At 67.7% G+C, this 26,286-nt stretch carries 23 protein-coding genes; 12 read left to right on the plus strand and 11 right to left on the minus strand.

Features of this window, described 5'->3' with window-relative positions; translation table 11 throughout:
• From KVY00_RS06655 to KVY00_RS06665, 3 genes are read left to right on the plus strand one after another with little or no spacing between them, the layout of a single operon-like run.
• Positions 1-726, plus strand: coding sequence for a GntR family transcriptional regulator (locus KVY00_RS06655; RefSeq protein ID WP_223044898.1), 726 nt, complete (start codon positions 1-3; stop codon positions 724-726).
• Positions 727-731: 5 nt separating this feature from the next.
• Positions 732-1,115: a RidA family protein gene (locus KVY00_RS06660; RefSeq protein ID WP_223044899.1), complete on the plus strand. Its 384-nt coding sequence runs from the start codon at positions 732-734 to the stop codon at positions 1,113-1,115.
• A 3-nt stretch (positions 1,116-1,118) separates the two neighbouring features.
• Positions 1,119-1,865 carry an MBL fold metallo-hydrolase gene (locus tag KVY00_RS06665; RefSeq protein WP_223044900.1) on the plus strand — a complete coding sequence of 249 codons (747 nt, stop codon included), beginning with the start codon at positions 1,119-1,121 and terminating at the stop codon, positions 1,863-1,865.
• Positions 1,866-1,978: 113 nt separating this feature from the next.
• On the opposite strand, the gene KVY00_RS06670 is transcribed toward KVY00_RS06665, so the two are convergent.
• From KVY00_RS06670 to KVY00_RS06715, 10 genes are all read right to left on the minus strand, one after another.
• The gene (locus KVY00_RS06670; RefSeq protein WP_223044901.1) at positions 1,979-2,977 is read right to left on the minus strand and encodes a sugar kinase; all 999 of its coding nucleotides are present in this window, start codon (positions 2,975-2,977) and stop codon (positions 1,979-1,981) included.
• Complete coding sequence (locus KVY00_RS06675; RefSeq protein WP_223044902.1) at positions 2,974-4,020, minus strand: Gfo/Idh/MocA family oxidoreductase; 1,047 nt, start codon at positions 4,018-4,020, stop codon at positions 2,974-2,976. The genes KVY00_RS06670 and KVY00_RS06675 overlap by 4 nt, the downstream gene beginning before the upstream one ends.
• Positions 4,013-4,861 (minus strand): IclR family transcriptional regulator, encoded by an 849-nt coding sequence (locus KVY00_RS06680; protein WP_223044903.1) that lies wholly within the window; start codon positions 4,859-4,861, stop codon positions 4,013-4,015. The genes KVY00_RS06675 and KVY00_RS06680 overlap by 8 nt, the downstream gene beginning before the upstream one ends.
• Positions 4,862-4,890: 29 nt before the next feature.
• On the minus strand, positions 4,891-5,649 hold the full coding sequence (locus KVY00_RS06685) for a creatininase family protein (protein WP_223044904.1): 759 nt from the start codon (positions 5,647-5,649) through the stop codon (positions 4,891-4,893).
• Between the two features lie 2 nt (positions 5,650-5,651).
• A complete protein-coding gene (locus tag KVY00_RS06690) occupies positions 5,652-7,103 on the minus strand; it encodes an aldehyde dehydrogenase family protein (protein WP_223044905.1) in 1,452 nt (483 codons plus the stop codon).
• 15 nt (positions 7,104-7,118) lie between these two features.
• Positions 7,119-8,168 carry an aminotransferase class V-fold PLP-dependent enzyme gene (locus KVY00_RS06695; protein ID WP_223044906.1) on the minus strand — a complete coding sequence of 350 codons (1,050 nt, stop codon included), beginning with the start codon at positions 8,166-8,168 and terminating at the stop codon, positions 7,119-7,121.
• Positions 8,169-8,239: 71 nt separating this feature from the next.
• On the minus strand, positions 8,240-9,250 hold the full coding sequence (locus tag KVY00_RS06700) for a Gfo/Idh/MocA family protein (RefSeq protein ID WP_223044907.1): 1,011 nt from the start codon (positions 9,248-9,250) through the stop codon (positions 8,240-8,242).
• 36 nt (positions 9,251-9,286) lie between these two features.
• Positions 9,287-10,282: an ABC transporter permease gene (locus KVY00_RS06705; protein ID WP_223044908.1), complete on the minus strand. Its 996-nt coding sequence runs from the start codon at positions 10,280-10,282 to the stop codon at positions 9,287-9,289.
• Positions 10,279-12,864: an ATP-binding cassette domain-containing protein gene (locus tag KVY00_RS06710; RefSeq protein WP_223044909.1), complete on the minus strand. Its 2,586-nt coding sequence runs from the start codon at positions 12,862-12,864 to the stop codon at positions 10,279-10,281. The genes KVY00_RS06705 and KVY00_RS06710 overlap by 4 nt, the downstream gene beginning before the upstream one ends.
• Before the next feature lie 88 nt (positions 12,865-12,952).
• Positions 12,953-14,029 (minus strand): sugar ABC transporter substrate-binding protein, encoded by a 1,077-nt coding sequence (locus KVY00_RS06715; protein WP_223044910.1) that lies wholly within the window; start codon positions 14,027-14,029, stop codon positions 12,953-12,955.
• Positions 14,030-14,476: 447 nt separating this feature from the next.
• Between KVY00_RS06715 and KVY00_RS06720 the strand changes: the two genes are divergently transcribed.
• From KVY00_RS06720 to KVY00_RS06730, 3 genes are all read left to right on the plus strand, one after another.
• A complete protein-coding gene (locus KVY00_RS06720; protein WP_223044911.1) occupies positions 14,477-14,935 on the plus strand; it encodes a GNAT family N-acetyltransferase in 459 nt (152 codons plus the stop codon).
• Positions 14,932-15,861 (plus strand): EamA family transporter RarD, encoded by a 930-nt coding sequence (gene rarD, locus KVY00_RS06725; RefSeq protein ID WP_223044912.1) that lies wholly within the window; start codon positions 14,932-14,934, stop codon positions 15,859-15,861. Before KVY00_RS06720 ends, rarD begins: the two co-directional genes overlap by 4 nt.
• Positions 15,862-16,077: 216 nt before the next feature.
• Complete coding sequence (locus tag KVY00_RS06730; RefSeq protein ID WP_223044913.1) at positions 16,078-16,392, plus strand: metal-sensitive transcriptional regulator; 315 nt, start codon at positions 16,078-16,080, stop codon at positions 16,390-16,392.
• A 64-nt stretch (positions 16,393-16,456) separates the two neighbouring features.
• Here the strand turns inward: KVY00_RS06730 and KVY00_RS06735 are convergent, their stop codons facing one another.
• Positions 16,457-17,875, minus strand: coding sequence for a hypothetical protein (locus KVY00_RS06735; RefSeq protein ID WP_223044914.1), 1,419 nt, complete (start codon positions 17,873-17,875; stop codon positions 16,457-16,459).
• Between the two features lie 220 nt (positions 17,876-18,095).
• Between KVY00_RS06735 and KVY00_RS06740 the strand changes: the two genes are divergently transcribed.
• From KVY00_RS06740 to KVY00_RS06765, 6 genes are all read left to right on the plus strand, one after another.
• Entirely contained in the window at positions 18,096-19,523 is a 1,428-nt protein-coding gene (locus KVY00_RS06740) for a sugar transferase (RefSeq protein WP_223044915.1), read from the plus strand.
• Positions 19,524-20,666 (plus strand): CDP-glycerol glycerophosphotransferase family protein, encoded by a 1,143-nt coding sequence (locus tag KVY00_RS06745; protein ID WP_223044916.1) that lies wholly within the window; start codon positions 19,524-19,526, stop codon positions 20,664-20,666.
• On the plus strand, positions 20,654-21,706 hold the full coding sequence (locus KVY00_RS06750; protein ID WP_223044917.1) for a sugar-transfer associated ATP-grasp domain-containing protein: 1,053 nt from the start codon (positions 20,654-20,656) through the stop codon (positions 21,704-21,706). The genes KVY00_RS06745 and KVY00_RS06750 overlap by 13 nt, the downstream gene beginning before the upstream one ends.
• 2 nt (positions 21,707-21,708) lie before the next feature.
• Positions 21,709-22,374 (plus strand): nucleotidyltransferase family protein, encoded by a 666-nt coding sequence (locus KVY00_RS06755; protein ID WP_223044918.1) that lies wholly within the window; start codon positions 21,709-21,711, stop codon positions 22,372-22,374.
• Between the two features lie 182 nt (positions 22,375-22,556).
• A complete protein-coding gene (locus tag KVY00_RS06760) occupies positions 22,557-24,683 on the plus strand; it encodes a sugar-transfer associated ATP-grasp domain-containing protein (RefSeq protein WP_223044919.1) in 2,127 nt (708 codons plus the stop codon).
• A 59-nt stretch (positions 24,684-24,742) separates the two neighbouring features.
• Positions 24,743-26,251, plus strand: a complete 1,509-nt coding sequence (locus tag KVY00_RS06765) for a sugar-transfer associated ATP-grasp domain-containing protein (RefSeq protein WP_223044920.1) — start codon at positions 24,743-24,745, stop codon at positions 26,249-26,251.
• The last annotated feature ends 35 nt before the right edge of the window (positions 26,252-26,286 follow it).

Raw genomic sequence — 26,286 nt, forward strand, 5'->3', positions numbered from 1 at the left:
ATGACGACTCCGAAGTATCTGCAGATCGCCGAGCGCATTCGCACCGAGTGCGGGACGCTCCACGAAGGCGCCCAGCTGCCCGCCGAACAGGAGCTCGCCGCCGCGTACCGCGCCAGCCCGATGACCGTCCGGCGCGCGCTCGACTTACTGCAAGAGCAGGGGGTCGTCACGAGAATCCCCGGGCGCGGCACCTTCGTACGCCACGGCATCATCTCGAAAAGCAGCGCGCTGACGTCGTTCACCGAGGACATCACGATGCGCGGCATGACCCCGGGTACCCGCGTGCTCGGCGTCGACGAGGTGACCCCCACAAGCGAGGTCTCCCGCGACCTCTCGCTCGGCCGGACCGAGCTCGTCTTGCAGCTCGAGCGCCTGCGCTTCGCCGATGACGAGCCGATCTGCCTCGAAGTCGCGCACGTGCCCCAGCGATATGCGAAGGCCCTCGGGGACTCCGCGCTCGTCTCCCTGCACCGGGGACTCGCGTCGATCGGACTCGCCCCCGACAGCGCGACGCGCCGAGTGCACGCCGCTATCGTCACGGATCGGCAGGCGACCCTCCTCGGGGTCCCTCCCGGCTCGCCGACGCTCAACATCATCCAGGTGTTCTTCGATGAGCGCGGGCGCCCGATCCAGCGCTCGAACGCATGCTTCCGCGCCGACCGCTACGAGACCTACAGCAGGGTCCGGCGCGCCGAGAACCACCCACCCACCGAAGAAACGGAGTAACCCCCATGGCCAAAGAAGCGATGCTCAGCGATCAGCTGCCAAATCCGGCGGGACCCTACAGCCACGTCGTGGAGGCAGGCGACATCGTGTTCACGTCCGGCTTCGGACCACAGGATCCCGCAACCGGCGCCGTGCCGGAGGGCATCACCGCGCAGACTGAGCAGGTGATATCGAACGTCGAGACCGCGCTGAAGCTCCGCGGCCTCACGCTCGCCGACGTGGTCAAGACAACCGTGCACCTCGAGCGCCTCGATCGTGACTTCGCGGCCTACAACGAGGTGTACGCTCGACGGTTCCCGAATCCCTACCCGGCACGCACGACCGTCGGCAGCACCCTCGCGAACATCCTCGTCGAGATCGACGCCGTAGCGGTCCGCACGCGGGACTGATCGATGACCGCGACGCGACTCTCCTCCCGGGTGTGGCTTGTCGGCGGATCCGACGGCCCTGCATCGACCGATGCATGGGACGGCAACCAGTACCTCGTCTGGGATGGGGAGCGCGGCGCTCTCATCGACTGCGGCACGGGCCGCGGCAGCAAGGCCTGGCTCGACCAGGTCGCCTCCGTCACCGGGGACCTGCGGACCGTCGATGCCCTGCTCATCACGCACTACCACGCGGATCACGCCGGTGGTGCAGCCGCGGCGGAGCGGGCGGGGCTGCGCGTCCTCGGCAGCCCAGCTACCGCGAAGGCGTTGCGCGACGGTGACGAGCAGACGACCTCGCTCGTCCGCGCGCGCCGCGCGGGGGTGTACCCCGCCGACTACCGCATGCCGCCCGCGCCCTCCGCCGAGGAGGTGCCGCGCGAGCTGCGCTTCGGCCGGAGCGTGCTGCGCGTGATCCGCGCGCCCGGCCACTGCGACGGCCACCTCGTCTTCGCGCTGGAGGAGCCGGACGGGGTCGCACTCTTCACCGGGGACACCCTCTTCCCGGGCGGTCGGGTGAGCATCCAGGCGATCCCCGACTGCCGTCTCGACGCCTACGCCGACACGATGCACCGCCTCTCACGGCAACCCGTGGTCGCCCTCTACCCGGGGCACGGCGGCGCAGAGCTCGATCCGGGCTCCGCCGCTGAATCCGTGCGCTCGGCGTCGTCGAGCTTCGCTCGTCTGGTTCCCCCACCGAACTTGCTGAACTGATTCGGGTTTCGTCCGCACCGTTTCGGCGTAGAGCACGTCCGAAGCGGTCAGCGCCGACGCACGGCCCGAAGAGAGACGCCCAGCATGACGACCGCAATTCGGGAGAGCGCGGTTCAGACTGTGCACGACCCCTCGGACCCGGCGAAGCTCAGGGCGGCCCAGGCGGCCGGATCGGCCTCCGCCTGCGCCGCCAGCACGCCGGCCGGCGGCAGGACCACCGAGTCCGACGGCGCGACCAAGACGCGCGCGGCGAGCAGGTGGCCCCAGCGCAGGCGCTCAGCGGGAGATGCACCGCGAATGGAAGCGCTCAGGTACCCGGCCGCGAACGCGTCACCCGCGCCCACCGGTTCCAGTACCTCGACCGTGGGCGCCGGCTCCCGGAAGACGTCGTCGCCGATGAACGTCGTCGCCCCGTCGCCGCCATCCTTGACGACCACCTCCGCCGACCTCGCGAAGATCGCCGGGATCTCGTCGGCGCGCTCGATCCCCCAGACGTGCTGCGCCTCGTCGAGGCCGACGAACACGGTGTCGGCGAGTCCCCCCAGCTCCGCGAGCACCGGGGCCGCCTCGGCCGTCGGCCACAGCGGTGCCCGATAGTTCACATCGAACGAGATGCGCTTCCCCGCGGCCCTGGCCTCGCGGACGATGTTGAACAGCGTCAACGCGGCCCCCTTTCCCAGCGCAGCGGTGATCCCGGTGATATGCAGGCGGGCCGAACGGGCGACCAGCGGGGCGACATCGCCCACGCCCAACGCCGACGCGGCGGATCCGGAACGATAGTAGTAGACGCTCGGCTCCCCGCCTGGGTCCTTGAAGTAGACGCCCGTGGGCCGGTAATCGTCGATGACGACCTGCGAGACGTCGATCCCGATTTCCGAGAAGGAGCGCAGCAGCCGGCGCCCGAACGGGTCGTTGCCGACCCTGCTGCCCCAACCCACGGCGTGACCGAGCTGCGACAGGTAGCTCGCGACATTCGACTCGGCTCCCGCGGGAAACAGCGCGGTTTCGGCGGTGCGCTCCAGGGACTCGCCACGCGACGGCACGAGCACCACCATGCTCTCCCCGACGGTCGCGATGTCGAGCCGAGCGAGCTCCGCTCCGTCGCCGCTCACAGCCTTCCCTCGTTCCGGGGAACCTCGGGCGCCCCGGTCTCCAGGGAGCGCGTCATCGCCTCCGCGATCGCGATGCCCCACACGGCCTCGATCATCGGCATCTCGGTGTTCCCGTGCGCGCCGCGGACCACGCCGAGGGCGTGTTCGACCTCCGCGCGAATGGCGCCCCCCACGCGGTCGCCCGAGACGGGCCATAGGAATGCGTTCGGCGACCACGAGCCGGCGTTGTTCCACACCGTCAATCCGTCGTTCTGCAACCGCTGGCGCATGACACCGGTCGAGCCGTGCGCCTCGGCCTCGGCGATGATCGCCCCCGGGAGCGCCAGCGCGCCCGACTCGGTTTGCGGTGCCCCCTCCGGGATCGTCCACGCCGTCTCGATCGTCGCCATCGCCCCGCCCGCGAACTCCACGATCGCCGACACCACGGAGGGGGCGTTGGCACCCGCCGCCTCACTGCGCGACGCGTACACCCGCGTCGCCGGACGCCGCACGAAGGAGAGCGCCACATCGATGTCGTGGATGCACGACTCCCACACGGGATCCACCCTGCCGCCGAAGTCCTCGAACCACTGACGCGAGAAATCACGTCGGAGGCGCAGCGACCACAGGTCGCCGATGCGTCCGGCGGTCAGCGCCTGCCGCATCGCGCGATAGGGCTCGGCGAAACGCGAGATGTGCCCGGCGATCACCTCGCGTCCCGCACGCTGCGCCGCGTCGACGGTCCCGAGCGCGTCCTCCACCGACATGGCGAACGGCTTCTCCATGAATACGTGGCGCCCTGCGGCGAGCGCCGCGAGCGCCAGTTCGGTGTGGGCGGTCTCGTCGCTCGCGATCACCACGATGTCCGGCTCGGCATCGACGATGATCTCGGAGAGATCGGTCCCGTGATGCTCGGCACCCCAGGTCTCGGCGAACGCCGCGGACCGGGCGGGATCGAGATCAACGACGCCGGCGAGGTCGGCGCCCGCCTCGCGCCAGACCCGGGCGTGCAGGGCCCCGAAGCGGCCGGCCCCGGCGATGACGACCCTGACGTGCTCACTCATCCGCCACACCCCTCGGCCCCTGGTCCCGGATCTCCTCGATGGAAACGTCCGTCAGATATCCGAGTGCCTGCGAGATCCGGTCCGCGGTGTCCTTCACCAAGGCTCCGAACTCGTCGAGCCGATTCGCGTCGAAGCGTTCCACGGGAGTCGAGACGCTGACCGCCGCCTCCGAACGGCCGAACTGGTCGAAGATCGCCGCCCCGACACAGCAGATGCCCGGCTCGTTCTCCTCGAGGTCGGTGCTGAAGCCCTGCGAACCGTCATGCTGCAGCTGCGCGGCGAAGGCATCCGCGTCCTCCACGATCCCGAGCTGACTCCTCGAGTCCTCCAGCACTCGGTTCACCGTCTCGGCCGAGGCACTCGACAGGATCGCCTTCCCCATCGCCGTCCGCACGGCTGGCATCACCGAGCCGACCCGCGAGACCATCCGCACGGGATGCCGGCTGTCCAGCTTCTCGATATACACCACGTGCGGCGAGGTCAGCATGCCCAGGTGGCAGGTCTCGCCCGTCGCCTCGTTCAGTTCCTTCAGGTGCGGGAGGGCTTCGCTCCTGAGGTCAATGCCCGCCAGGTAGGCCCCCGACAGCACCAGACTGCCGATGCCGACCGCGTGCAGCCCGTCGCTCATCTCTCGGGCAAGATTCTTCGAGCGCAGCGATGCCAGGATCCGGTGTGCGGTCGTCATCGTGAGGCCGGTCTCCCGCGAGAGGTCCGCGAGGCTGATTCCCGTGGGGTGCGCCGCGAGCGAGTAGAGCACGGTGGTCGCGCGATCGAGGGCGCGGAGGCCCTCAGGCCCGCGCCGGCCGCTTTCGGCGGGTCGCAAAGGTGCCGTCTGACTCATGAGCTGTGATTCCTCCTGGGGTAGCGCGATCACGCGCGTTTGCTGGTCGAGATGCGCCGGAGCTGCTCGGCTACGCGCAGCACCGCTATCTCATATACATCTTCGCCCCATTCGGGGTCCGCCCGTGCCGGATCTCCCACGAGACCGAGCTCATTGAACTCCTCGAACCGTCGATGCCTGACGGCGGGGTCGGTGCTGAAGAGCGAGGGGTCCGGGAAAACCTCCGAGTCGCCCGCCCCGGGATCGGGGAGCTCGCCGACGAGTTCGGGCCACAGGTGCTGGGAGATCGATGTCTCCAGGGCGCACGCATGACCCAGTGCCCGTCCGCCGAAGCGCTCGATCGCGACGTCCCGCAGGGTCTCGAAATAGGTGAGCCCCCAGGCCGATACGTTCTGCTCGAGCAGGCGCTGCAGTGCGGCGCCCATGGGTGCCCGGTTCCCCCCGTGCCCATTGACGAACACCGGCACGAATCCGTCCTCGAACAAACAGGTCGCGACATCGCAGATCATCCGGATGAAGGTGTCGACGCCGAGGCTCAGCGTCCCCGGGAACGAGCGGTGGTGCACGGAGCATCCTACCGGCAGCGGATCGGCCAGGAAGGCTTCGTCGACGCGCGCGACCGCGTCGCGCGCGACTGCGGAGGCGATCCAGATATCCGTCGCCAACGGCAGGTGCGGCCCGTGCTGCTCGACCGCGCCGATCGGCACGACGACCAGCGCCCCCCGGGCCTCGGCGGCCTCGGGACTCGTCAGCGCACCGAACGCGGTACTCCGTGCATACTCGGTCATGATCAGCCCAAGTCGAGCGTGAAGGTCTGCACCTCGGTCATCTCCAGAACGGACCACGGCCCACCCGAGCGGCCGATGCCGCTCGCGGCTCCCGCGGCGCCGCCAGCGGGGATCGAGGGCTCCCAGTAGGCGCTCGTGTCGTTGATGTTCACGTGGCCCACGCGGAGCGTCTCTCCGAACGCCAGGCCGCGCTCGACATCCCGCGTGAATACGCCGCCGTGCAGGCCGAACCGGCTGGAGTTCAACAGCTCGCGCAGTTCGTCGTCGGTCTCGTAGTGCACGACGGGCGCCACAGGGCCGAAGGTCTCCATGCGGTGCAGATCCGAGCCGGCCGGGACGTTGTCCACCACGGTCGGCAGCACGTAGTTGGAGGTGGGCGCGCCCTCGAGCAGCGCCCCGCCCGTGACGAGGCGAGCGCCCTGCGCGACGGCGTTCTCGACCTGGCCGAGCACGGCCGCGGCGAGCTCGCTGCGGTGCACCGGCCCCATAGTGGTCTCGCGCTCGAACGGGTTGCCGAGCACGAAGCGCTTCGACTGCTCGGCGATCGCGTCGGCGAGCTGCGAGGCGACCGAGGCGTGAGCGAGGATCCGACCGGAGGCCGTGCAGATCTGGCCGGCATTCGCGAAGGATCCGCCCGCGATGCGCGCTGCGGCGAGCTCGATGTCGGCGTCGGCGAACACGACCGTCGGCCCGTTGCCTCCGAGCTCCAGGAAGCTGGGCTTGCCGACGGCCGCGATCTGCACGGCGTTGCCGACCGGGGTCGAACCGGTGAAGCCGACAGCGTCGACGCCGGGGTGGCCGGCAAGCGCCTGGCCGACCACGGGGCCGTCGCCCGTGATGAAGTTGACCGACCCGGGAGGCCAGATCTCGGCGATGATCTTCGCGAGCAGCGCGTGCGTCGAGTTCACCGACGGAGCCCCGATCCACACCATCGAGTTGCCCGCGGCGAGTCCGGGGCCGAGGTAATACTGCGTCGCGATGCCGAGCGGGAAGTTCCACGGCGTGAGGATGCCGTAGACGCCGCGCGGGCGACGCACGGTCATGACCCGTTTGCCCGGCGTCGAGACCGGGTAGTGCTGCTCTAGCATCCAGCGCGCCTGCGCGCCCGCATCAGCCATCGCCACAGCGCTCGCGCCGATCTCACCAGGCGCGTCACCGTAGTAGGTCTTGCCGTGCTCATTGGCGAGCAGCGCGGCGAACTCATCCGCGTGGGCGCGGATCGCGTCGCCGGTCCGCCGCAACAGCTCGGCGCGGCCGTCGAGCCCTAGCGCCGCCAGGGCGGGCAGCGCGGCGCGCGCGGAGGCGACGGCCCGGTCCACGTCCTCGGGGGATCCGAGCAGGATATCGGAAACCTCCTGCCCCGTGGAGGGCGACGTGTAGATGCGGTGCTCCCGGTCGGGCGCGTACGTTTCGCCGCCGATCACCATCTGCGGATGTTGCAGTTCCAGCGTCATCTTGCGTTCCTTCTCTCAGTGTGACAATTCAGCGGGACGACCGGCGCCGCGGAGGGCGTCGACCGCCAGATCCACGTCCGCGCCGTCCGTGTACAGGTGCGTGCCGAACCGCACGCGTCCGAGCCGGGCCGCGGCCCGGATCCCCGCCTGCTCGAGGACCTCGCAGATGCTGGTGGCATCGGGGTGCGGGACGGTGGTGATGTGTGATGGGAGCTCGGACGGTTCGACGGCGAACCCCGCCTCGACAAGTGCCGCGCGCAACTGCTCCGCCCTCCCGACGGCGTGCGACTCTCGATCGGAGGCGCTGACGGTGCGCAGCAGGTCGAGCCCGGCCTCGGCCCCCACCCAGGCCAGCCACGCCGGGCTCTGCGTGACCCCTCGCCCGCCGGGAAAGGGGACCCCCGGAGCCCCGTAGGAACCACGCAGGTCGTTGTCGGCCATGCCGTACGGGCTGGCCTCGGCCAGCGGGCGCAGATCGAGGTCCTCCCTGATGTAGGAGTAGCTGGTGCCGCGCGGCCCCAGGAGTCCCTTGTAGCCGGCGGCGAACACCGCTTGGAACCGCTCGACGGGCGGCCCGAGCTGCACGATCCCCTCAGACTGGGTGCTGTCCACGATCACGACCGCTCCCGCTGCGTCCGCGGCCTCGACGAGGCGGGCGAGGTCGGGCCGCTCGCCGGTCGCCGAAGAGACCGACGAGATCGCGACGACGCTCACGTCGCCGCCGAGCTCATCGATGAACGTACTCGATGCGTACGGCCCCGATACGGTCGTCACGCGCGGCTCACCGAAAGCGGCGAAGACCGGGAGTGCGAGCGAGCGGAACTCATCGGCGTGCAGCAGCACGCGACCCGGCCGGCGCGCGAGCGCCTGAGCGGTCGCGGCGACGGCGGGAACGATCGAGGCCCCCGTCCCCACCACCGCCTCATCGGCGCCGGCGAGGTCGGCCCAGCTCTGGCGGCAGCGCAGGACCGACTCCTCCCAGCGCTCGAAGCGCGCCGCCCCGCTCAGCCAGTCGTCGAGCGCGCCGCGCAAGGCCTCGATCGTCGCTCGCGTGGGTGCGCCCATGCTGGGCGTGTCGAAGTATCCCACCGCCGCACTCCCGAAGCGGTCGCGCACGTCGCACCACCGGCTCATGGCTAGACCAGCTCGACGTCCTCGGGCTGCCCCGACTCCACCGACCGTAGGATCGCATCGTTGACCGCGACGTCGCGCATGGCCTCCTCCACCGAGATGACGAAGGGCAGGTCGTTCTGCACGGCATCGACGAAGTGGGCGAGCTCGGCCGCCAGGTCGCCGCTGATACGGCCGTTCACTTCGGGCCAGTGGAGGGCGTCGGGCAGGTCGAAGTGGTCCTTGCCATACACCTTCACGCCGTGGTCGCGTACGTCGATCTCGACGATCCCCTCGGTGCCGAACAGCTCGAACCGGCCGTCGATGAGCACCGGGGTGTCGACGGGCCGGGTCCACCCGTTGAACAGCTCTCCGACGGCGCCGTTCTCGAGATCGAACACGGAGAGGATCGCGTCCTCCGACTCGACGCCGAGCGACGGCATGAGCTTGCTGACGGCGCGCGAGTACACGCGGGTGATCCGCTGGCCGGTGATCCACTGCACGGCGTCGACGTCGTGGATGCCGACGTAGAACAGCACGCTCGAGTTGCCGTTCATGCGGGTTCCGACGCCGCGGTCGGCGACACGACCTGCCTTCAGGTGGAGGGGCTCGCCGATCCGGCCCGCGCGAACGGCCTCGGCCGCCGCGACGTAGCGCGGGTCGTGGCGCATGATCTGGCCGACCAGCAGCCTGGCGCCGCCCTTCTCGGCCGCCGCCGCGATGCGGCGCGCCACCTCGAGTGTGTGCGCCATCGGCTTCTCGAGCAGCACGGGCTTGCCCGCCTCGAGGAGCGCGACGGCCGCGTCCTCGTGCAGCTTGTCCGGCAGCGCGATGACGTACGCATCGATCGAGTCGTCGGCGAGGGCGTCGGCGACGGAGCCGTAGTGCACGGCGCCGAGCTCATCGGCGACGGCGCGCCCGAGCGTCTCGTTGAGATCGACCACCGCTGCGAGGGTGGCGACCGGGGAGTCCTTGACGGTGCGGGCGTGCATCTTGCCCATGAATCCTGCGCCGACGACGGCGATATTGAAGGACATGTTCAACCTTTCGTGTGAGTTCTGGAGATGTTCCGGTCAGGAGGCGCGGCGCTTCTCGAGGAACCGGATCCCCGCGTCGATGATCACCGCGAGGACGATCGTGGCACCCTTGAAGAAGTCGATGTTCTGGGCGCTCACGCCGATGACGACAAGACTCGTGGAGATCAGGCTGATGATCACGGCGCCCGTGATGGTGCCGATGACCGTGCCCTTGCCGCCGAAGAGGCTCGTGCCGCCGATGATGGTGGCCGCGAAGGCGTCGAGCAGCAGGTTGGTGTTCGCGATGTTCGTGTCGACGATCTGCACCTTCGCGACGAGCAGGATCGCCGTCAGGCCCACCAGCAGACCCGCGAAGATGTACACGAGCAGCGTCTGCCGGATGACCGGAACACCGCGGGCGATCATCGCCTGGGAGTTGGACCCAATGCCGTAGGTGTAGAGACCGAAACGCGACCACCGGGCGAGGCCGGCGACGACGAGGGCGATGACCACCGCTGCGATCACGAGCAGCGGGACGCCGAGGAACCGGCCTGAGCCCAGCCCGACGAGGAAGTCGTCGCCGACGATGACAGTGCCCTGCTTGCCGAGCAACAACACGACGCCCTGCACGCCGGCCATCGTCGCGAGCGTCGCGATGAATGGGGGCATTGCGAGCACCGCGATCAGCACGCCGTTGATGGTGCCGAGCGCGACCCCCGCAAGGAGACCCCAGAGCAGCGAGAGCGCGAGCGGCTGCCCCTGCTGCAGCCCCCCGCCGACGACGAGGGCGCACATCGCCACGCCGAACCCCGCAGACAGGTCGAGCCCACCCGACACGAGCACCCACATCGCCCCCAGCGCGAGCACGAGGATCGGCACCGCGTTGACGAGCACGTTGACGAGGTTGCCGGGGCTCAGCACCGCCGGGCTGATCGACGCGACGACCACGAGCAGCAGCACGAGGAGCAGCAGCGGCGCGAACTTCACGATCAGGGCCCGCACGCGCGGACCCGCGGTCGCGTTGCGACCGGGCACTGTGGCGACGGCGGTCATCGCACTACCTCCTGTTCCTCGACTGCGGCAGCAGCGTTCTCGGCTCCGCGATCGCCGAACGCGTCCTGCATCACCTGCTGTTCGGTGACCCCTCGCGGATGCTCTGCGACGGTGACCCCGTCGCGGAGGACGATGATCCGGTCCGCGATGCCGAGCACCTCGGGGATCTCCGAGGAGGTCACGACGACACCTGCACCCTTGCTCTTCAGCTCCATGATGAGCGAGTGGATCTCGGCCTTGGCTCCGACGTCGACGCCGCGGGTCGGGTCGTCGAGCAGGATCAGCTTCGGATCGAGCGCGAGCCACTTCCCGAGCACGACCTTCTGCTGGTTGCCGCCCGACAGATTCTTGATGAGCAGGTTCGGATTCGACGGCCGCACGCCCATGCGCTGCATCTGCGCGTCGACGAGGCCGCGCTCGGCGCGGCCGCCGACGACCCCGCTCTTCGCGGTTCTCCGGAGCCACAGGAGGCTCATGTTCTCTGCGACGGTCATCTCGGGGAAGATTCCTTCATCGTGCCGGTCCTCGGGCACGTAGGCGAGCCCCGCGTTCGCGAGCGAGTTCAGCGTGCGACCGGCAACCGGCTTCTCGAACACGCTGACGGTGCCTGCCGAGGCGCGGTTGAGCCCAGCGATGGACCGGATGAGTTCGGTGCGGCCCGAACCCATGAGCCCGACGAGGCCGACGACCTCGCCCCGGCGCACCGTGAGCGACGCGTTCACGAGGCGGTGTCCGTCGGCGAGGCCCGAGACCTCGACCAGGGGAGAGCCGATCTCCGACTCGACGCTCGGGAACACGTCGGCGACATCGCGCCCGACCATCATGCTCACGAGGCCAGCGGAGTCGATCTGCGATAGTTCCGGCGCACCGACCACGTGCCCGTCGCGCATGACGACCGCGCGAGAGCAGAGGTGGTAGATCTCGTCCATCTTGTGGGAGATGTAGAGGATCGCGGTGTTGCGCTGTTTCAGCCGTTCGATCAATTCGTAGAGGTGGTCGCGCTCCCGTGAGGAGAGCGCCGAAGTGGGCTCGTCCATGATCACGAGCCACGCGTCCTCACGCACCGCGCGCACGATCTCGATCATCTGGCGGTGCCCGACGCTCAGCTCACCGACGACATCGGTGGCTTTGAACGGCATCTCGAGTTCCTCGAGCAGCTTCGCGGTCTCGCGCTGCATGGCCTTGCGGCGCAGCGGGCCGAAGCCGCCGATGCGGAGCTCCTGTCCGAGGAACATGTTCTGCGAGACGTCGAGCTCGGGGACGAGGCTGAAGTGCTGGTGGATCACCGCGATGCCCGCCTTGCGGGCGTCCTCAGGTCCCGCGAAGGTGACGGGCGCGCCGTCGAGCGCAATGTGGCCTGAGGTCGGCTGGTGGTTGCCGGCCACGACCTTGACGAGGGTCGACTTGCCCGCGCCGTTCTCCCCCATGAGCGCGACGATTTCGCCCGGCTGCACGTCGAAGCTCACGCCCTTCAGTGCCTCGACGCCGGAGAAGGACTTGCGCACGTCGACGATGTCGAGTCTCGTGTGCTTCTGGCTCGCCGCGGCTGCGGCCTTGCCGCCCCGCCGATCCGCGAGGGCCCGGAGGGAATTGAGGAAGAAGGTGATGTTCTCACGGATCTGCACGATCACCTCGCGCTGCGAGACGATCACCGCGACGACCGTCAGGAGGCCCGTGTAGACGTAGATCAGCGACTGGTCAACACCCGCGAACGAGAGGCCCGCCGAGAGCAGCCCGACGAAGATCGAGCCGAGGAACGTGGCGACGATGGACCCGCGGCCGCCCTTGAGGCTCGCGCCGCCGATCACGGCGGCGGTGATGGCCTGGAACTCGAGGTTCAGCCCTCCCATCGGCTGCGCGGAGCCCGCGCGCCCGATCGTCAGCAGCGCGCCCACGCCCACCATGAGGCCGAGCGCCATGAAGGCGAGCATCTGCACCGAGCGGCCGGGGACCGCGGAGGCGGAGGCGGCCGAGGCGTTGCCCCCCACCGCGAAGAACCAGCGGCCGACGAGCGTGCGGCGCAGAAGGAGAGCGAAGAGCACCAGCGCGATGACGGTGACGATAACGGACCAGGGGATGCCGAACAGCGCCTCCTGGCCGAGGAACACCATGGCGTGATTCTCCACAGGGACGGCGCTTCCGCCGGAGATGCTGATGGCGGCGCCGCGGGCGAGTGCGAACATGCCGAGCGTCGCCATGAAGGCGTTGACCTTGAGCACCGCGACGAGAAAGCCGTTGAAGGCGGAGACCAGAAGCGCGACGGCGAAGATAGTGAGGATAGCGAGGAGGGAGTTGTCTCCGGTCGTCCCGAGCACCTGTGCCCCGAGCACCGAGCAGAGCGCGAGCGAGGAACCGACGGACAGGTCGATGCCGCGGACGATGATGACTCCGGTCATCCCGAACGCGACCAGCGAGATCACCGCGGTCTGCACAGCGATGCTGATGAGGTTGAACGGGGAGAGGAAGCCCTGGTATAGGGCGCCGAAGAGCACGACGGCGATCACGATCGCCACGATGAGGATAAGTGTCGTACGGCGCTGCTGATCACGGAGGAATGTCCCGGCGGAGGAGAGTGCGCTCATGTCACGGTGGCCTTTCAAACGGAGAAGAGGCGTGAAAAGGATCGGTATCGCCGACCGCGTGCGCGCGGCCGGCGATACCAGGGCGGCGTTACTGGCCGACCGTCATGGCGGCGTCGTCCTGGTCGGCACCGAACTCGGCGACGTAGTCGAGTGCGACCTTCTTGGCCTCTTCGGTCGTGATCGTCTCGATCTCGACGCCCGAGTCGGCGATCTTCTGGGCCGACTCTTCCGAGGAGATGACGTAGGTCGGCATGAAGAGATCGGTGTCGAACTCAGACCCGAGCGCCAGGCGTGCGGCGACCGCGGTGTTCCAGGCGCCCACGCGGTGGGAGCCGGTCAGGATGTTCGTCAGCACGCGACCGGAGTCGATGTACTCGTTCACGGACTCGTCGCCGTCGTTCGAGACGAAGGGGATGTCGAGGTCGGCCTGCTCGACGACCTTGATCGCGGGAAGCGTGAGACCGTCAGAGATGCTCGCGACAGCGGCAAGGTCGGGATTGTTCGTGATGACGGTCTGGGTGACCGAGCCCGCCTTCGAACTGTCGAAGTCAGTCGGCTGGGTGATGACCTCCACCTCGGGGAACTCCTCGGCCATCGTCTTCTCGAAGGCCTCCTGCCGGGTGTCTGAGACGTAGTTGCCGACCGATCCGATCAGGAAGAGCACCTTGCCTTTGCCGCCGATCGCGTTGCCGAGAATGCGCGCCTGCTGGACCCAGTTGTCGTAGTCCGGGTAGAGCGTGTTGTGGTTCGCGTCGCCCCCGACCTTGTTGCCCATCGTGACGACGTCGATGCCGGCATCGGTGGCCTTGTCGATGACATCGACGAGTGCGTCGGCGTTGACCGGGTCGATGAGGATCGCGTCCTTGCCCTGCGCAATGAAGTTCTCGATCGTCGAGATCTGCTTCTCGATCGAGCCGTCGACGCTCTGCCAGGTCACCTCGACACCGTAGTCATCGGCGATATCCTCGGAGGCCTGCTGCATCTGCACGAAGAAGGGCAGCGAGAGGTTGATTTCAGCGACGCCGATCTGGGGCGTATCGCCCGAGCCACCCCCGCCGTCACCATTGCTCGAGCCGCCCTGGCCGCCGCTGCAGCCGGTCAGCATCAGGGCCGCTACAGCCGCACCAGCTATCACACCGGTAATCCGTCGACGCGCCGTTGACATCCACATATTCTCTCCAGACTCTGGTCTGCCCGCGCCGAGGACCCTCCGCCGACGCGGTCTCCCTCCATAGCTCTGCGCCATATTTTGGAAGGTTCTTCCAGATAGTACAGATCCACTCTAATGAGCGCAAGGGTTGGACTTCCCGCGCAGATGGTCGACCCGCAGGTCATCACCCTCGGGCAGCAGGCGCCACCTCCTCGAGGGCCCCTCATCCAAGAGCGTGCGCTCCGACATCGGCACCCGCGCGACCGACTCGCCCTTCATCGCCGCGTTCGAGGTCTCCTCCCGCAACCGCGTCCTCCCTCAGAGGATCCCGGTGGTCGCCCTCGCCCGCAAACCGGACTCCTGCCGCGCGATCCTCGGGGTCCTCCCGGGTTTCCCCCAATATGACTCCGGGTTTCCCCGATAGCCTTTGCGCCTCACCGTTCACACGCTAGCCTGTGAGACATGAGCGCTCTGAGACTCGAAGAACTTTCCGCTGCGACCATCGTCGCCGTGAACACGCTCGGCCTGAAGCCCGGCCAGGAGCAGTTCATCACTCCCGTCTCCTACGCCGCAGCGGCCGCCGTCACCCCGGCGCACACCGCCTGGCAGCGCGTGGTGCTCGACGGCGATCGGGTGGTGGGCTTCATCCACGGCAACTTCGATCCCGACGCTCCGCAGGAGGAGTTCCGCGCGGCGCTGTGGCGCATCAACGTCGATGCCGAGGCGCAGGGAATGGGCGTGGGCACCTTCGCGGTGAACGCGCTGGTCGAGGAGGCGCGCCGTCGCGGTGTGGAACGCCTCACCGTGCTCTGGGAGCCGGGTGAGGACGGACCGGAGGGCTTCTTCCTCCACATGGGCTTCAAGCCGATCGATGAGACGCCCTACGGCGAGGTCGTCGGCGCAATCGACCTCGCGGATTGACCGGGCCGCTCCGCCCGGGCCCGCTCGGCTCGGGCGGGCGCGGTATCGCCGTCTCCGTCGCATCGTCGGTGCTGTTCGGAGGCATCTACTTCGTCACCCCGTGGCTCGCCCCGGCTTCGGCCGAGTCGATCTGGGGTCTCCGCGATCTCATCACCATTCCGGTGATCGCGCTCGCACTCGTGGTGATCCGCCAGGGGCGCCTCATCACCGAGATCGGGAGCCGCATTCGTCGCAACCCGCTGCTGCTGCTCGGGATCCTGGCCTGCGGCGCGCTCGTCGCCGCGCAGCTCTGGGTGTTCAGCTGGGCGCCCCTGCACGGCCGCGGCATGCAGGTGGCGCTCGGCTACTTCCTGCTGCCGCTCGTGCTCGTGGTCGTGGGGCGTTTGCTCTACAAGGATCGCCTGGCCTGGTGGCAGTGGCTCGCCGCTGGCATCGCCGCGCTGGGCGTCGGGTTCGAGCTGATCCGAGTGGGCGGGATCTCATGGGAGACGCTGCTCGTCGCGCTCGGCTACCCCGTGTACTTCGTGCTGCGGCGTGCCCTCGGGACCGCCCACCTGGGCGGCATGTTCTGGGAATTCGTGGTGCTCGCCCCGGTGGCCGCCGTGCTTCTCGTGCTCGAGGTCGTCGACGGCGGGGCCCTCGCAGCGAATCCGGCGCTGTGGTGGGCCGCGCCCCTGTTCGCCGTCGCGTCGGGAGTCGCGCTCATGTTCTACATCGCCGCTTCGCGGTTGCTCACGTTGAGCATCTTCGGGCTGCTCAGCTACCTCGAGCCGGCGCTGCTGATGGTGGCGTCGATGCTGAACGGCGAGCGGATCGCGGCCGGCGAGGTCGTCATCTACGGGGCGATCTGGGTGGCGGTGCTGGTGCTGGTCGCGGGCGGGATCGCGCAGCTACGCCCGCGCCGAGGGCCGCGATCCGTCGCATGACGCCCCCCCTCGAGATACGGATATTGCACGCCGGATTGCGCTCGTGGGTGCGAAATCCGTATCTCGACGGGGATGGGAGCCAGGGTCGGGTCGGGTCGGGGCTGGCCCGGGCGCTGGACCGGGCCGGGGGCCAGGCCGGACCACGGCCGACGCCGCGCGATTCATCCCGTCGCGAAACACGGTGAATCAAGGGCCCGTCCGTTGTATGGTTCTCGCATGAGCGAAGCGACAGACGCCGCCTGCGAGCACCACACCCACGGCTACATCGAGCACAAGGACGAGCTGCTGAAGCGGTTGCGGCGCGCCGAAGGACAGGTGCGTGGCGTGCACCGCATGGTCGAGAACGACGACTACTGCATCGACATCCTCACCCAGGTCTCCGCGGCGACGAAAGCGCTCGAGCGGGTCGCCCTCGCCCTCCTCGACGATCACCTCGCGCACTGCGTCGCGTCGGCCGCGGCCGAGGGCGGAGAGGTCGCGTCGGAGAAGCTGCACGAGGCCTCCGCGGCGATCGCCCGACTCGTGCGCTGAGCCGCTCGAAGCAACCCCGGGTGTCGATTCCCATCGACTGGCTCCGTGAGGAGGCCGCCGCTCGTCAGCGAGCGGTGATCCTTATCCCCGACGCAGTGCCGTCGCCGAGAATCGTGGCGTTCCCCTCGGCCACGATCACGGGGCCCGACGCGCCGGTGTCATTCGCGCTCGCGTCGGCATCACCGCTGGATCCGGCGTCGGCACCGGCACCGGCGTCGCCTGATCCCCCGGTATCCGCCGTCCCGTCGGCCCCGGTACCGGAGCCGTCCGCGCCGGCCCCCGCAGCGCCCGCGTCCGCGGTGCCCGCGGCACCGGCACCCGAGTCGTCGGGCGGGGGCGGGTCGGTGGTCGGCGGCGGAACGTACGAGTTGGCCTCCGCTTCGGCGCGAGCCTGCGCCTCCGCCTCGGCTTCTGCTTGCAGCCGCTCCTGCTCGTCGATCACCGCTGCGGTCGCCTGCACGAACGCCTCGACTCGCCCCAGAAGGAGCATGGAGCGGAGCGAATCATTCAGCTCGACCCGAGTGGCGCCCTCGGTTCCCTCGGGCACCTCGGAGGCCAGCACCAGCGTCGCGTCCGAGAGGCGCATGAACTCCTTCGAGTCCACCGCCTTCGACGCCGAGTCCGCCGCTGCGGTCATCGTTGCGTTCAGCTCCACCAGCGTCGGCTGGTCCAGTTCTTCGACGGGCATCTTGGCAGCCGTCGTCGCCGCGAGTTCGGGCGCCCCGAGAGCGATCTCCTCGGCCGTCGAGAGGGATCTCGTCGTCGTCGCTTCGAGCTTCTCGAGAGCGGCGGTGCGCCTCGTCATCCGGTCCTCGAGGTCGTCGAGCTCCTTCCGATCCCCCGAGATCTGCCGCTTCACGCGGTCGACCGCCTCGAGCGTGACCGTCTTCTCGGCCTTCACCGGATCAGGCGTCTCGGCTTCCACTCCGGCGAGGCTGCCCGCCACCATCGGCGAGACCGCGAACCACGAGACCGGCACCGAGGCGGGATCCTGCTGCAGGGTGCGCTCCACGTTGCGCAGCAGCATGGGGGGCACCTTCGTAGGCTGCTGCGGCAGCACCTCGGTGAGCTCCGTCGCCGCGCTCGTCAATGCCGCGACCTGCGCCTCGGGCAGCACGCCGGCGCTCGAGGATGCCAGAGCCTTGAGCCGCGCCGCGAGGGTCTTCGCCTCCTCCTGCTGCAGATGCAGCAGGACCGCCGTGGACTCGAGATCGGCCTCGGTCTTGCTGATACCGCCCTGCAGGTCGGTGGCCTCAGCGACGAAGTCGTCGTAGCGGGTGGCCTCGTCGAGGTACACGATCTGGGGCGCCGCGATCCCCACCGTGATCAGCACCACGGCGAGAGCTCCGAGCGATGCCATGAGCACACGATTGGTGCGAGTGCTCGAGCGCTGACCGCGGGCGGGAATCCAGGCCGGAGGGTCGCCGACAGCACCCGCGGCAGAAACAGGCTCTGCCGGGTCGCTCTCGTTCTTCACGTCCATACCACTCACACTGAGAATCCACGCGCCGCCACGGCAGCCGAAACAAGAACCCAGTGTAACTCAGCGGAGGGCCGCCCGGCACGCAGGAACTGAATGACGGGCCGAGCAACGCGCGTGCGCACGCCGTGTTTCAGGGGAGTAACATAGGAACCTATGTACCGCGCCTTCTCGCAACCAGACTCTCGGCCGCGGTGCAGAGAGGCGCTTCGGGGGAGGTGACGTGACCGCAAAGGCACCGCAGTGGGAGCGTCGCTACTCGCGAAAGCTCCTCTGGACCGACACCTGCGTGGTGATCTTCACCGTCTTCATCAGCCAGGTTCTCAGCCTGCTCTACCTCGCTCCGCTGCGGGACGCGCCCCCCTCGATCCTCAGCCGGGTCGAGTTCTCCCTGTTGCTCGTCGCGGGCTGGCTGCTCGCGCTCGCGTTCTACGACTCCCGCAACCCCACCGTCTTCGGCACGGGCCCCGAGGAGTACAAGCGGCTCTTCAACGCCACGATCGTCACGTTCGGCGTATCCGCCCTGATCATGCTGCTCTTCGATCCGATCGAGCTGCGGCGCGACTCCATATACATCGCCCTGCCGCTGGGCCTGGTGCTGCTGGTGCTCGGGCGGTGGATCTGGCGCAAGCGGCTCCATCAGCAGCGTCGCCGCCGCAAGAACACCTACCGCACCCTCGTCGTCGGCGATGAGGATCACGCGGCGCCGCTGGTGCGCCAGCTGCGGTCGAACATCATCGTCGGCTTCGAACTCGTCGGCGCGGTCTCCAGTGCGCCGGTGGGCTCGGAGCTGGTCAAGGGCCTCGAGGTCGTCGGCGACTACGACCAGCTCATGCAGGCGATCGAGGAGCACGACGCCGACACGCTGATCATCGCCGGCGGTGCGGCGCTGCCGCCCCAGCGCATCCGCGCAATCGGGTGGGAACTTGAGGGGCGCAACGTCGACCTGATCGTGGCCTCCTCCCTCACCGACATCGCGGGCCCCCGCATCCACATCCGCCCCGTGTCAGGCCTTCCGCTGATCCACGTCGAGTCGCCCCAGTTCACGGGGTGGCGCTACTACGCGAAACAGCTCTTCGACCTGTTCGTCACGCTGCTGATCCTCCCCTTCGCACTGCTCGTGATGGGTGTGATGGCGATCCTGATCCGCATCGACAGCCCCGGCCCCATCATCTTCCGCCAGACCCGCCTCGGCCTCAACGGCACCCCGTTCACCATGTTCAAGCTGCGCTCGATGAAGCAGAACGCCGAAGACGAGCTGCCCGGCATGCTCGATGCCTCCGAGGGCAACGGGGTGCTGTTCAAGCTCAAGTCGGATCCGCGGGTCACCCGCATCGGCAGGTTCATGCGCCGCCACAGCATCGACGAACTGCCCCAGCTCTTCAACGTGCTCCGCGGCGAGATGTCGCTGGTGGGCCCCCGGCCGCCGCTGCCCGCCGAGGCCGATCAGTACTCGCGGTGGGCGAACCGGCGCCTGCTCGTGCGGCCGGGCGTCAGCGGGCTCTGGCAGGTGAGCGGTCGCAGCGATCTCTCGTGGGACGAGAGCATCCGCCTCGACCTCTTCTACGTCGAGAACTGGTCGATCACGGGTGATCTGCTGATCCTGTGGCGCACGTTCCGCACCGTTCTCAAACCCCGAGGGGCCTACTAGATGTCGACCGGAATCAAGGTTGCCGCGCACTACTTCATCGCAGTGGTATTCGGCGCCATCTACGCGGTGCTGAAGCTCGTGACGCGGGTCGACCCCTGCAAGATCACCTTCCTGAGCCGCCACTCCGACGGCATCACACGAGACTTCCGCATGCTCATCCAGGAGCTCGAGCGGCGGGATCCGAATATCGTGATCGCCACCGTCTCGAGCCGCTTCGAGGGGAATCCGAGGGCGGCGCTCCGTTTCGGCCTCGCGTCGCTGCGCAGCCTGTACCACCTGGCGACGACGAAGGTGTGCGTGCTCGACTCGTACTGGCCCGCGGTGTCGTCTCTGCGGCACCGCCCCGAGCTCGTGGTCTTCCAGGCCTGGCACTCGCTGGGCAAGATCAAGCAGTCGGGCCGGCAGACCCTCGACAGAGAGCAGGGCCGCTCCCAGAAGCTGGCGCAGTCGATGCGCATCCACGAGGGCTACGACTGGGTCGTCGCCGGCGGTAAGGCCTGGAATCCGTTCTACTGCGCCTCCTTCGGCGTCGACGAGTCGAAGCTGCTGAACATCGGGCTGCCCCGGGCCGACTACCTCGTCAATCACCGGCAGCAGATCGCCCGCCGCGTGCTCAAGAGCCACCCCGAGCTGGCTCAGAAGCCCACCATCCTCTACGCCCCCACGTTCCGGCGCGGCAGCGGCCCCGACACCGGCGCGCGGGATCTAGCGGCCGCGATCGACCGCGATCGATTCAACCTCATCGTGCACGGGCACAAGGACGGCAACCTGATCATGCCCGACGGCGAGTACGTCACATGCCCCGGTTTCACCGGGCCCGAGCTGCTCACGGTGGCCGAGTACCTCGTCACCGACTACTCCGCGATCGCCGTCGAGGCCGCGCTCATCGATGTGAAAACCCTCTACTATGTACACGACCATGATGAGTACCTGGCCACGAACGGGCTGAACATCGATCTGTTCGAGGAGATGCCCGGGTGCGTCTCGGAGAGCGCGGAGGAGATCGCCCGGGTGATAGACGGCGAGTACCCCATGGATGCCCTGCGCGCGTACCAAGCGAAGTTCATCTTCGACAGCCCCGGCCGCTCGACCGAGAATCTCGTCGACTGCTTCTTCGAGAAGGGCGGCCTATGCACCCGCTGATCAAGCGGAACGTGAAGCGGGCGAAGCTCGTCTACCTGTGGATCACCCGCATCCTGCTCGCCAAGAGCCACTTCAAGGTGCCGCTGCACACCCGCCTGCGCTACGCGATCTTCGGCGGTTTCGTCGCCGATCAGTACGTGCTCTACGACCTCAAGCGCAACTCGCGGAGCGAATACCTCTCGGAGTTCGACTGGTACCGTTCGCGGTGGATCAACGAGCCCTTCGACTCGATGCTCAACAACAAGATCGTGTGCAACGAGGTGCTCGAGGATCACGTCGACGTGCCGCCGATCCTGTTCGTGAAGAACAAGGGCCGGCTCTTCTCGACCGACCGGCCCGAGTCGAAGCGGCCGATCTCCGAGGTCGTCGCGTCGCTGCGCGAGCACGGGGCGATGTTCTTGAAGCCCCTCGGCTCGGGCAAGGGCAAGGGCGTGCATCGTCTCGATGCCGCAGAGGGCGGCTTCATGATCGATCGCCGCCCCGCCACCGAGCGAGAGGTGATCGCCTTTCTCGAGGACCAGGACGGCTGGTTCCTCTCCCTCGGCGTCGAGCAGCACCCCGTGCTCTCGACGATCTTCCCGGAGACCACGAACACGATCCGCCTCATCACGATGCGGGATCCCGAGACCGGCGCCGCCCGCGTGTTCTTCGCCGTGCTGCGGATCGGCACGGCCGCGACCATCCCCGTCGACAACGGCAGCCGCGGCGGCCTCGTCTCGCTGATCGACCTCGAGGAGGGCACGCTGAGCGCGGCCCGACCGCTGTGGTCGCCGGGCGAGTTCAGCACGCACCCGGATTCGGGCGAGCAGATCGAGGGGGTCGAGCTGCCCGGATGGAGGATCGCGAAGCAGCGCATCCTCGACGTCGCCGGCCGGTTCCCCTATCTCCAGTTCGTGGCCTGGGACGTGCTGCTCACGGAGCAGGGACCCTGCGTGATCGAGGCGAACACCTCCTCGGGCGTGAACATCATTCAGATGTGGGGCGCGCAGCGGCAGGGCGAGCTCGGCGACTTCTACCGCGCCCACGGGGTGATCAAGTGAGCGTGACGCGCTACGTGATCATGGCGAACGGCCGCGGGATGCGCTGGGGCGGGCATCTCGGGATCCCGAAGCACCTCATCACGGTCGATGACGAGACGCTGCTGCAGCGTCTCGTGCGGCAGATCGCGGATCACGCGGACGATCCCGACATCGTCATCTCGTCGAGCGACCCGCGCTACGACACCCCGGGGGCCCGGCGCCACGAGCCCGTGACGAACGAGCTGGAGATCGACCGTTTCCCGCCCGAGCTCATCACGGAACCGGTCTGCTTCCTCTACGGCGACACCTACTACACGGATCGCGCGATGGCGCGCATCGTGGAGCCGGAGCACGAGGAGGATTCGCCGCTGCGCTTCTACGGCGACGAGCGCTCGATCGTGGCGGTGAAGGCGCGCGAACCCGAGGCGATGCTCACCCACATCAGGCGCGTGCGCGAGCTGTACCTCGCCGGCAAGATCGCATCGTGCATCGGCTGGCACGTCTACCACTCGTTCACGGGCCTGCCCTTCGAGGGCAACCAGATCGGGCGGCACTTCGAACGCCTCGACGGCGAGACCGCCGGCTTCAACAAGCCCGACGACCTCAAGGCGTTCAGGCGCAACTACGACCTGCTCAGCGCGGGAGCCGAACGCGTCCTCGACTACGAAGCGGGCGGGGCGGGGTCGTGAGCGGCGGGACCCGTGCAGCTCTGCCGGCTCGGCTCGGGAGAAAACTGCGCGCATTCGCTCTTCGTGCCAGGGGCTTCTCAGGTTCCGCCGCGCGTGATTGGGTGCGTAGGATCGACGAGGATCGCGCAGCGCCCGGACTGCTCGACCGCGCCCAGCGCGAACGGGCGTACCGCTGGGGCTTCATGCCCGCCACTGTCGAGAATTTCGGTATCGACGAAGATAACCGCGAAGGGTTCGTGTCGGAGCGCGACTACGCCTTCATCCATCCTCTGAACGGGAAATATGGCAAGTGGGTGAGGGATCGCGTCTCCGCGCTGACGGTGTTCGAGCCGTTCACGCGCTTCTTCGAGACGGCGCACTTCCACCTGCTGATCCGCGATGGCGAGCTGCACTGCATCCCGCTCTCCCCAGAGGCTCAGGCGCATGGGAACGATCCCTTCGCCGGCGTCATCAGCCTGCTGCAAGAAAAGGGACGTCTCTCGCTCGTTCGAGCCGCGTGGGCACGCGAAGCACCCGAGGCCCTGACGTGGGACGGCGATGACTTCTTCGTCGACGGAGAACAGGTGTCAGCTGACGAGCTCCGGGAGTGGCTTCTCACCCGCACTCGCAGTCACATCAGCGTGCTCATCGACCCTGTAGATCCCGATCTCGGCTTTCCGGAATCGCTCGGCGCGCGCACCGCGGTAGTACGGGTCACCATGGCCAACCCCGATGGCTCCCACCCTCGAGCGGTCGAGGCTTCGCTGATCCTCGACGAGCAGGAACCTCGCCCGGGCTGCCCGACTCTCCACGCGCGACTCGACCCGCAAGACGGCAGCTTCAAAGAGGCAAGAGCGGTCGAAAGCGGACGCTTACGTCGTTACACGCATCACCCGGAAACGAATGCGCCCCTTTCGGGCTATCTGCCCTCCTGGAGCACACTCGAGAGTGCGCTCGTCGAGATGTGCCAGTTCGCACCGCAGCTGAAGTTCGTGCAGTTCGATGCTGTCTTGTCCAGCACCGGAGACTGGGTACTCGTCAAGCTCTCGGCCTCCCCCGACTATCCTCGGTACTTCGCGTTCTCCGAAGAGACCGTCAAATTGCTGAAGCAGAGCATCGATTTCAAACGGCAGAGCACTCGGCAGTATTCGGTGCGTACCCGCAAGTGGTTCCACAACCTGAAGCTGTGGCTCCGCAAGCGCTTCGCAAGGCTGCTCTACCCGAAGGGTCTCGTGCCGTATCAGTCTGTGCGATGGCTCGGCGATGTGCGACGGGATCTGTTCGAACGCAACGGAGTGCCTCTTCGCACCAAGCTCTGGGCATACAGAAACGGATTCCTTTCGTACCGGATTCCCCAGTACGGCATCACAGCGCAGAATCGCGAGTCGTTCATCTCCGATTTCGAGTACCGCTGGCTCCGCCACATCAACCAGCACTACCGTTACTGGCTTGAAGACAAGATCAGCATCAAGTACGTCGCCGCCGCGTTCAACGACTGCCTGCCCGCGTACTACTTCTATACGACGCTGCAGGGCGGAGTGAACCATGTCGTCCCGATGATGGACTGCCCGTCCGGTTACGCTGCTTCGTTCGAGGGGATCCTCGCACTCGCCCGGGTGAAGGGCGTGCTCGCTTTGAAGCCGGACGAGGGATCGCACGGAGACGGCTTCTACCGTCTGGGGTACGAGAACGGTGAATTCTCGCTCAACGGCCAGACGGTCTCAGAGGCCGATGTACTCGCGATCCTCACCGACCGACACAATCAATACCTCGTCACAGAGTTCATCGAGATGCACCCGGAACTCGCGAGGATCTACCCGCACTCGGTGAACACTATCCGAGTCATTGTTTTCAAACGAGACGGCGTCACGCCCGAGATCGGCAACGCGTACCTCCGTATCGGCTCCGCCCAGTCGGGCTTCGTCGACAACACGGCTGCCGGGGGCATGCTCGCCGAGATCGACGCCGAAACCGGCGCGTACGGCAACGCTCAGATCCTCCAGAACGGCCATGTGCAACCTTGCCCGCACCACCCGGATACGGGGGTGCTGATCGAGGGGCACTTGCCGAACTGGGGTTATGCGAAGAAGAAGGTGCTCGAGATCGCCGCAGCGATGCCGCAGCTCGAATATCTCGGCTTCGACCTGGCTGTCACGCCGACCGGGATCAAGCTGCCGGAGATCAATCGATCCCCCGACTACCCGCGTATCGAACGCCTCACTCCCGCCACCATCGACTACCTGCTTTACAAACTCGAGCAGAAGAAGCGGCGCTATGGATATGATCAGCGGCCCCCGCGTCGACTCATATCGCTACCTCGGCGGGGTTAGGGCGTACGCATTGGTTTGGGGGCCTCTCGGCAAGCTCCACAAACGATAACGTTGAAGACGTGCAGAAGTTGAAGCGGGCGAAGCGGTACATCGATGAAGTGAGCCGGGAGACCGGCTGGACTCGAGCACAAGCGGCCGCGCGTATGCTGCGCGCGAAGCGCGATCACGGCATCGGCCTCCGCCGCTACGCCGAGGAGCGCCTCTACCTCGTGCCGCAGGACCGGCTCTCGGAGCACCGCGTGAAGCGCAACGACCAGATCGCGTTCGTCGCGAAGCAGCGAGGCATCGGCTACGAGGACGCCCGCGAGGTCATGGATCGTGCTCGAGACGAATACGGTGTGAGCTACCGGGAGTTCGTGCGGCGGAACCTCTGGAAGTTCAAGACCGAGGCCGACCTCGACAAGCGCCTCGAGCGCATCAGAACACAGGATCGGCGCTTCGTCGACGAGGTCTGCAACGAGACCGGCTGGTCGTTCGAGGAGGCCGAGCGGAAGATGCTCGAGACGAAGAAGCGATGGCCCGCTGTGACCTTCCGCAAGTATGCCGCCTTCAACTTCCACGGCATGACCGACGACGAGATCGACGCTCGCGTGAGGCAGTGGATCGAGACCTCTTCCGAGAACCGCCGTCGGGTGATGCAGGAGTCGGGCTGGACTGCCGAGCAGGTGCGTGCTCACATGACCCGGTTCGAGGCCGAGTACGGCGTGATCCCCGCCTACTACATGTGCTTCCGCGGCTGGGAGCTCAGCGATGAGCAGATCGAGAGCTACGCGACGGTGGCGCACTCGCAGCGTCTGAGCACCGCCTACAACGATCGGGCTGATCTCGCGATGGCTCGCGACAAAGAGCGCTTCGACGAGGTGTTCCGCGACTTCTTGAATCGTCGCTTCTGGTCGAATGCCGAAGGCGCGACGTTCGAGTCGTTCTCGGAGTTCGCCCAGGGTCTCGATGCCATCTTCTGCAAGCTGCTCCGGTCTGGCGGCGGCGTCGGCGCGTTCAAGGTCGAACTGCCCGGCGATGAGGCGGGCCTGCGCAGGGTGTACGACGATCTCATGGCGAAGCCGCGCATGCTGGTCGAGGAGGTGCTGCAGCAGCACCCCGAGATGGCGGAGTTCTACCCGGGTTCGATCAACACCATCAGGGTCGTGATGATCGAGGACGAGGGGCGGATCAGGATCATCTCGACGGGCATCCAGTTCGGGCACCGCGAGGTGACCGACAACTTCACGAATGACGGGATGGTCTGCGCCGTCGACACCGATTCGGGCACGGTGCTCACCCCGGCCGTCGACAAGGACGGCGCGGTCTACGAGACCCACCCCGTCTCGGGCAAGCGGTTCGAGGGGTTCCGGGTTCCGAACTGGGATCTCGTGCTCGACACCGCGAAGCGGGCCATGGGCGTGCGCGAGGGACTCAGGTACGTGGGGTGGGACATCGCGATCCAGAACGACAAGGTCAGCATTCTCGAGGCCAACACCGTACCCGACCCGGTGCTGCTGCAAGCCGCCTACGCTCCGCAGAAGGAGGGGAAGCGCTATCTGTACGACCCCTTCCTGCAGAAGATCTAGAGCGCGCCGAGCAGGGCAGAAAGAGAAGACGGACA

It is taken from the genome of Leucobacter tenebrionis (assembly GCF_019884725.1).
GTDB classification, from domain to species: Bacteria; Actinomycetota; Actinomycetes; order Actinomycetales; family Microbacteriaceae; genus Leucobacter; species Leucobacter tenebrionis.

What these genes read in the sequence shown, in the direction of transcription:
- KVY00_RS06655 (WP_223044898.1), top strand. Translation starts at nt 1, where the DNA reads ATGACGACTCCGAAGTATCTGCAGATCGCCGAGCGCATTCGCACCGAG.
- KVY00_RS06660 (WP_223044899.1), top strand. Translation starts at nt 732, where the DNA reads ATGGCCAAAGAAGCGATGCTCAGCGATCAGCTGCCAAATCCGGCGGGA.
- KVY00_RS06665 (WP_223044900.1), top strand. Translation starts at nt 1,119, where the DNA reads ATGACCGCGACGCGACTCTCCTCCCGGGTGTGGCTTGTCGGCGGATCC.
- KVY00_RS06675 (WP_223044902.1), bottom strand. Translation starts at nt 4,020, where the DNA reads ATGAGTGAGCACGTCAGGGTCGTCATCGCCGGGGCCGGCCGCTTCGGG.
- KVY00_RS06680 (WP_223044903.1), bottom strand. Translation starts at nt 4,861, where the DNA reads ATGAGTCAGACGGCACCTTTGCGACCCGCCGAAAGCGGCCGGCGCGGG.
- KVY00_RS06685 (WP_223044904.1), bottom strand. Translation starts at nt 5,649, where the DNA reads ATGACCGAGTATGCACGGAGTACCGCGTTCGGTGCGCTGACGAGTCCC.
- KVY00_RS06690 (WP_223044905.1), bottom strand. Translation starts at nt 7,103, where the DNA reads ATGACGCTGGAACTGCAACATCCGCAGATGGTGATCGGCGGCGAAACG.
- KVY00_RS06695 (WP_223044906.1), bottom strand. Translation starts at nt 8,168, where the DNA reads ATGGGCGCACCCACGCGAGCGACGATCGAGGCCTTGCGCGGCGCGCTC.
- KVY00_RS06700 (WP_223044907.1), bottom strand. Translation starts at nt 9,250, where the DNA reads ATGTCCTTCAATATCGCCGTCGTCGGCGCAGGATTCATGGGCAAGATG.
- KVY00_RS06705 (WP_223044908.1), bottom strand. Translation starts at nt 10,282, where the DNA reads ATGACCGCCGTCGCCACAGTGCCCGGTCGCAACGCGACCGCGGGTCCG.
- KVY00_RS06710 (WP_223044909.1), bottom strand. Translation starts at nt 12,864, where the DNA reads ATGAGCGCACTCTCCTCCGCCGGGACATTCCTCCGTGATCAGCAGCGC.
- KVY00_RS06715 (WP_223044910.1), bottom strand. Translation starts at nt 14,029, where the DNA reads ATGTCAACGGCGCGTCGACGGATTACCGGTGTGATAGCTGGTGCGGCT.
- KVY00_RS06720 (WP_223044911.1), top strand. Translation starts at nt 14,477, where the DNA reads ATGAGCGCTCTGAGACTCGAAGAACTTTCCGCTGCGACCATCGTCGCC.
- KVY00_RS06730 (WP_223044913.1), top strand. Translation starts at nt 16,078, where the DNA reads ATGAGCGAAGCGACAGACGCCGCCTGCGAGCACCACACCCACGGCTAC.
- KVY00_RS06735 (WP_223044914.1), bottom strand. Translation starts at nt 17,875, where the DNA reads ATGGACGTGAAGAACGAGAGCGACCCGGCAGAGCCTGTTTCTGCCGCG.
- KVY00_RS06745 (WP_223044916.1), top strand. Translation starts at nt 19,524, where the DNA reads ATGTCGACCGGAATCAAGGTTGCCGCGCACTACTTCATCGCAGTGGTA.
- KVY00_RS06750 (WP_223044917.1), top strand. Translation starts at nt 20,654, where the DNA reads ATGCACCCGCTGATCAAGCGGAACGTGAAGCGGGCGAAGCTCGTCTAC.
- KVY00_RS06760 (WP_223044919.1), top strand. Translation starts at nt 22,557, where the DNA reads ATGCCCGCCACTGTCGAGAATTTCGGTATCGACGAAGATAACCGCGAA.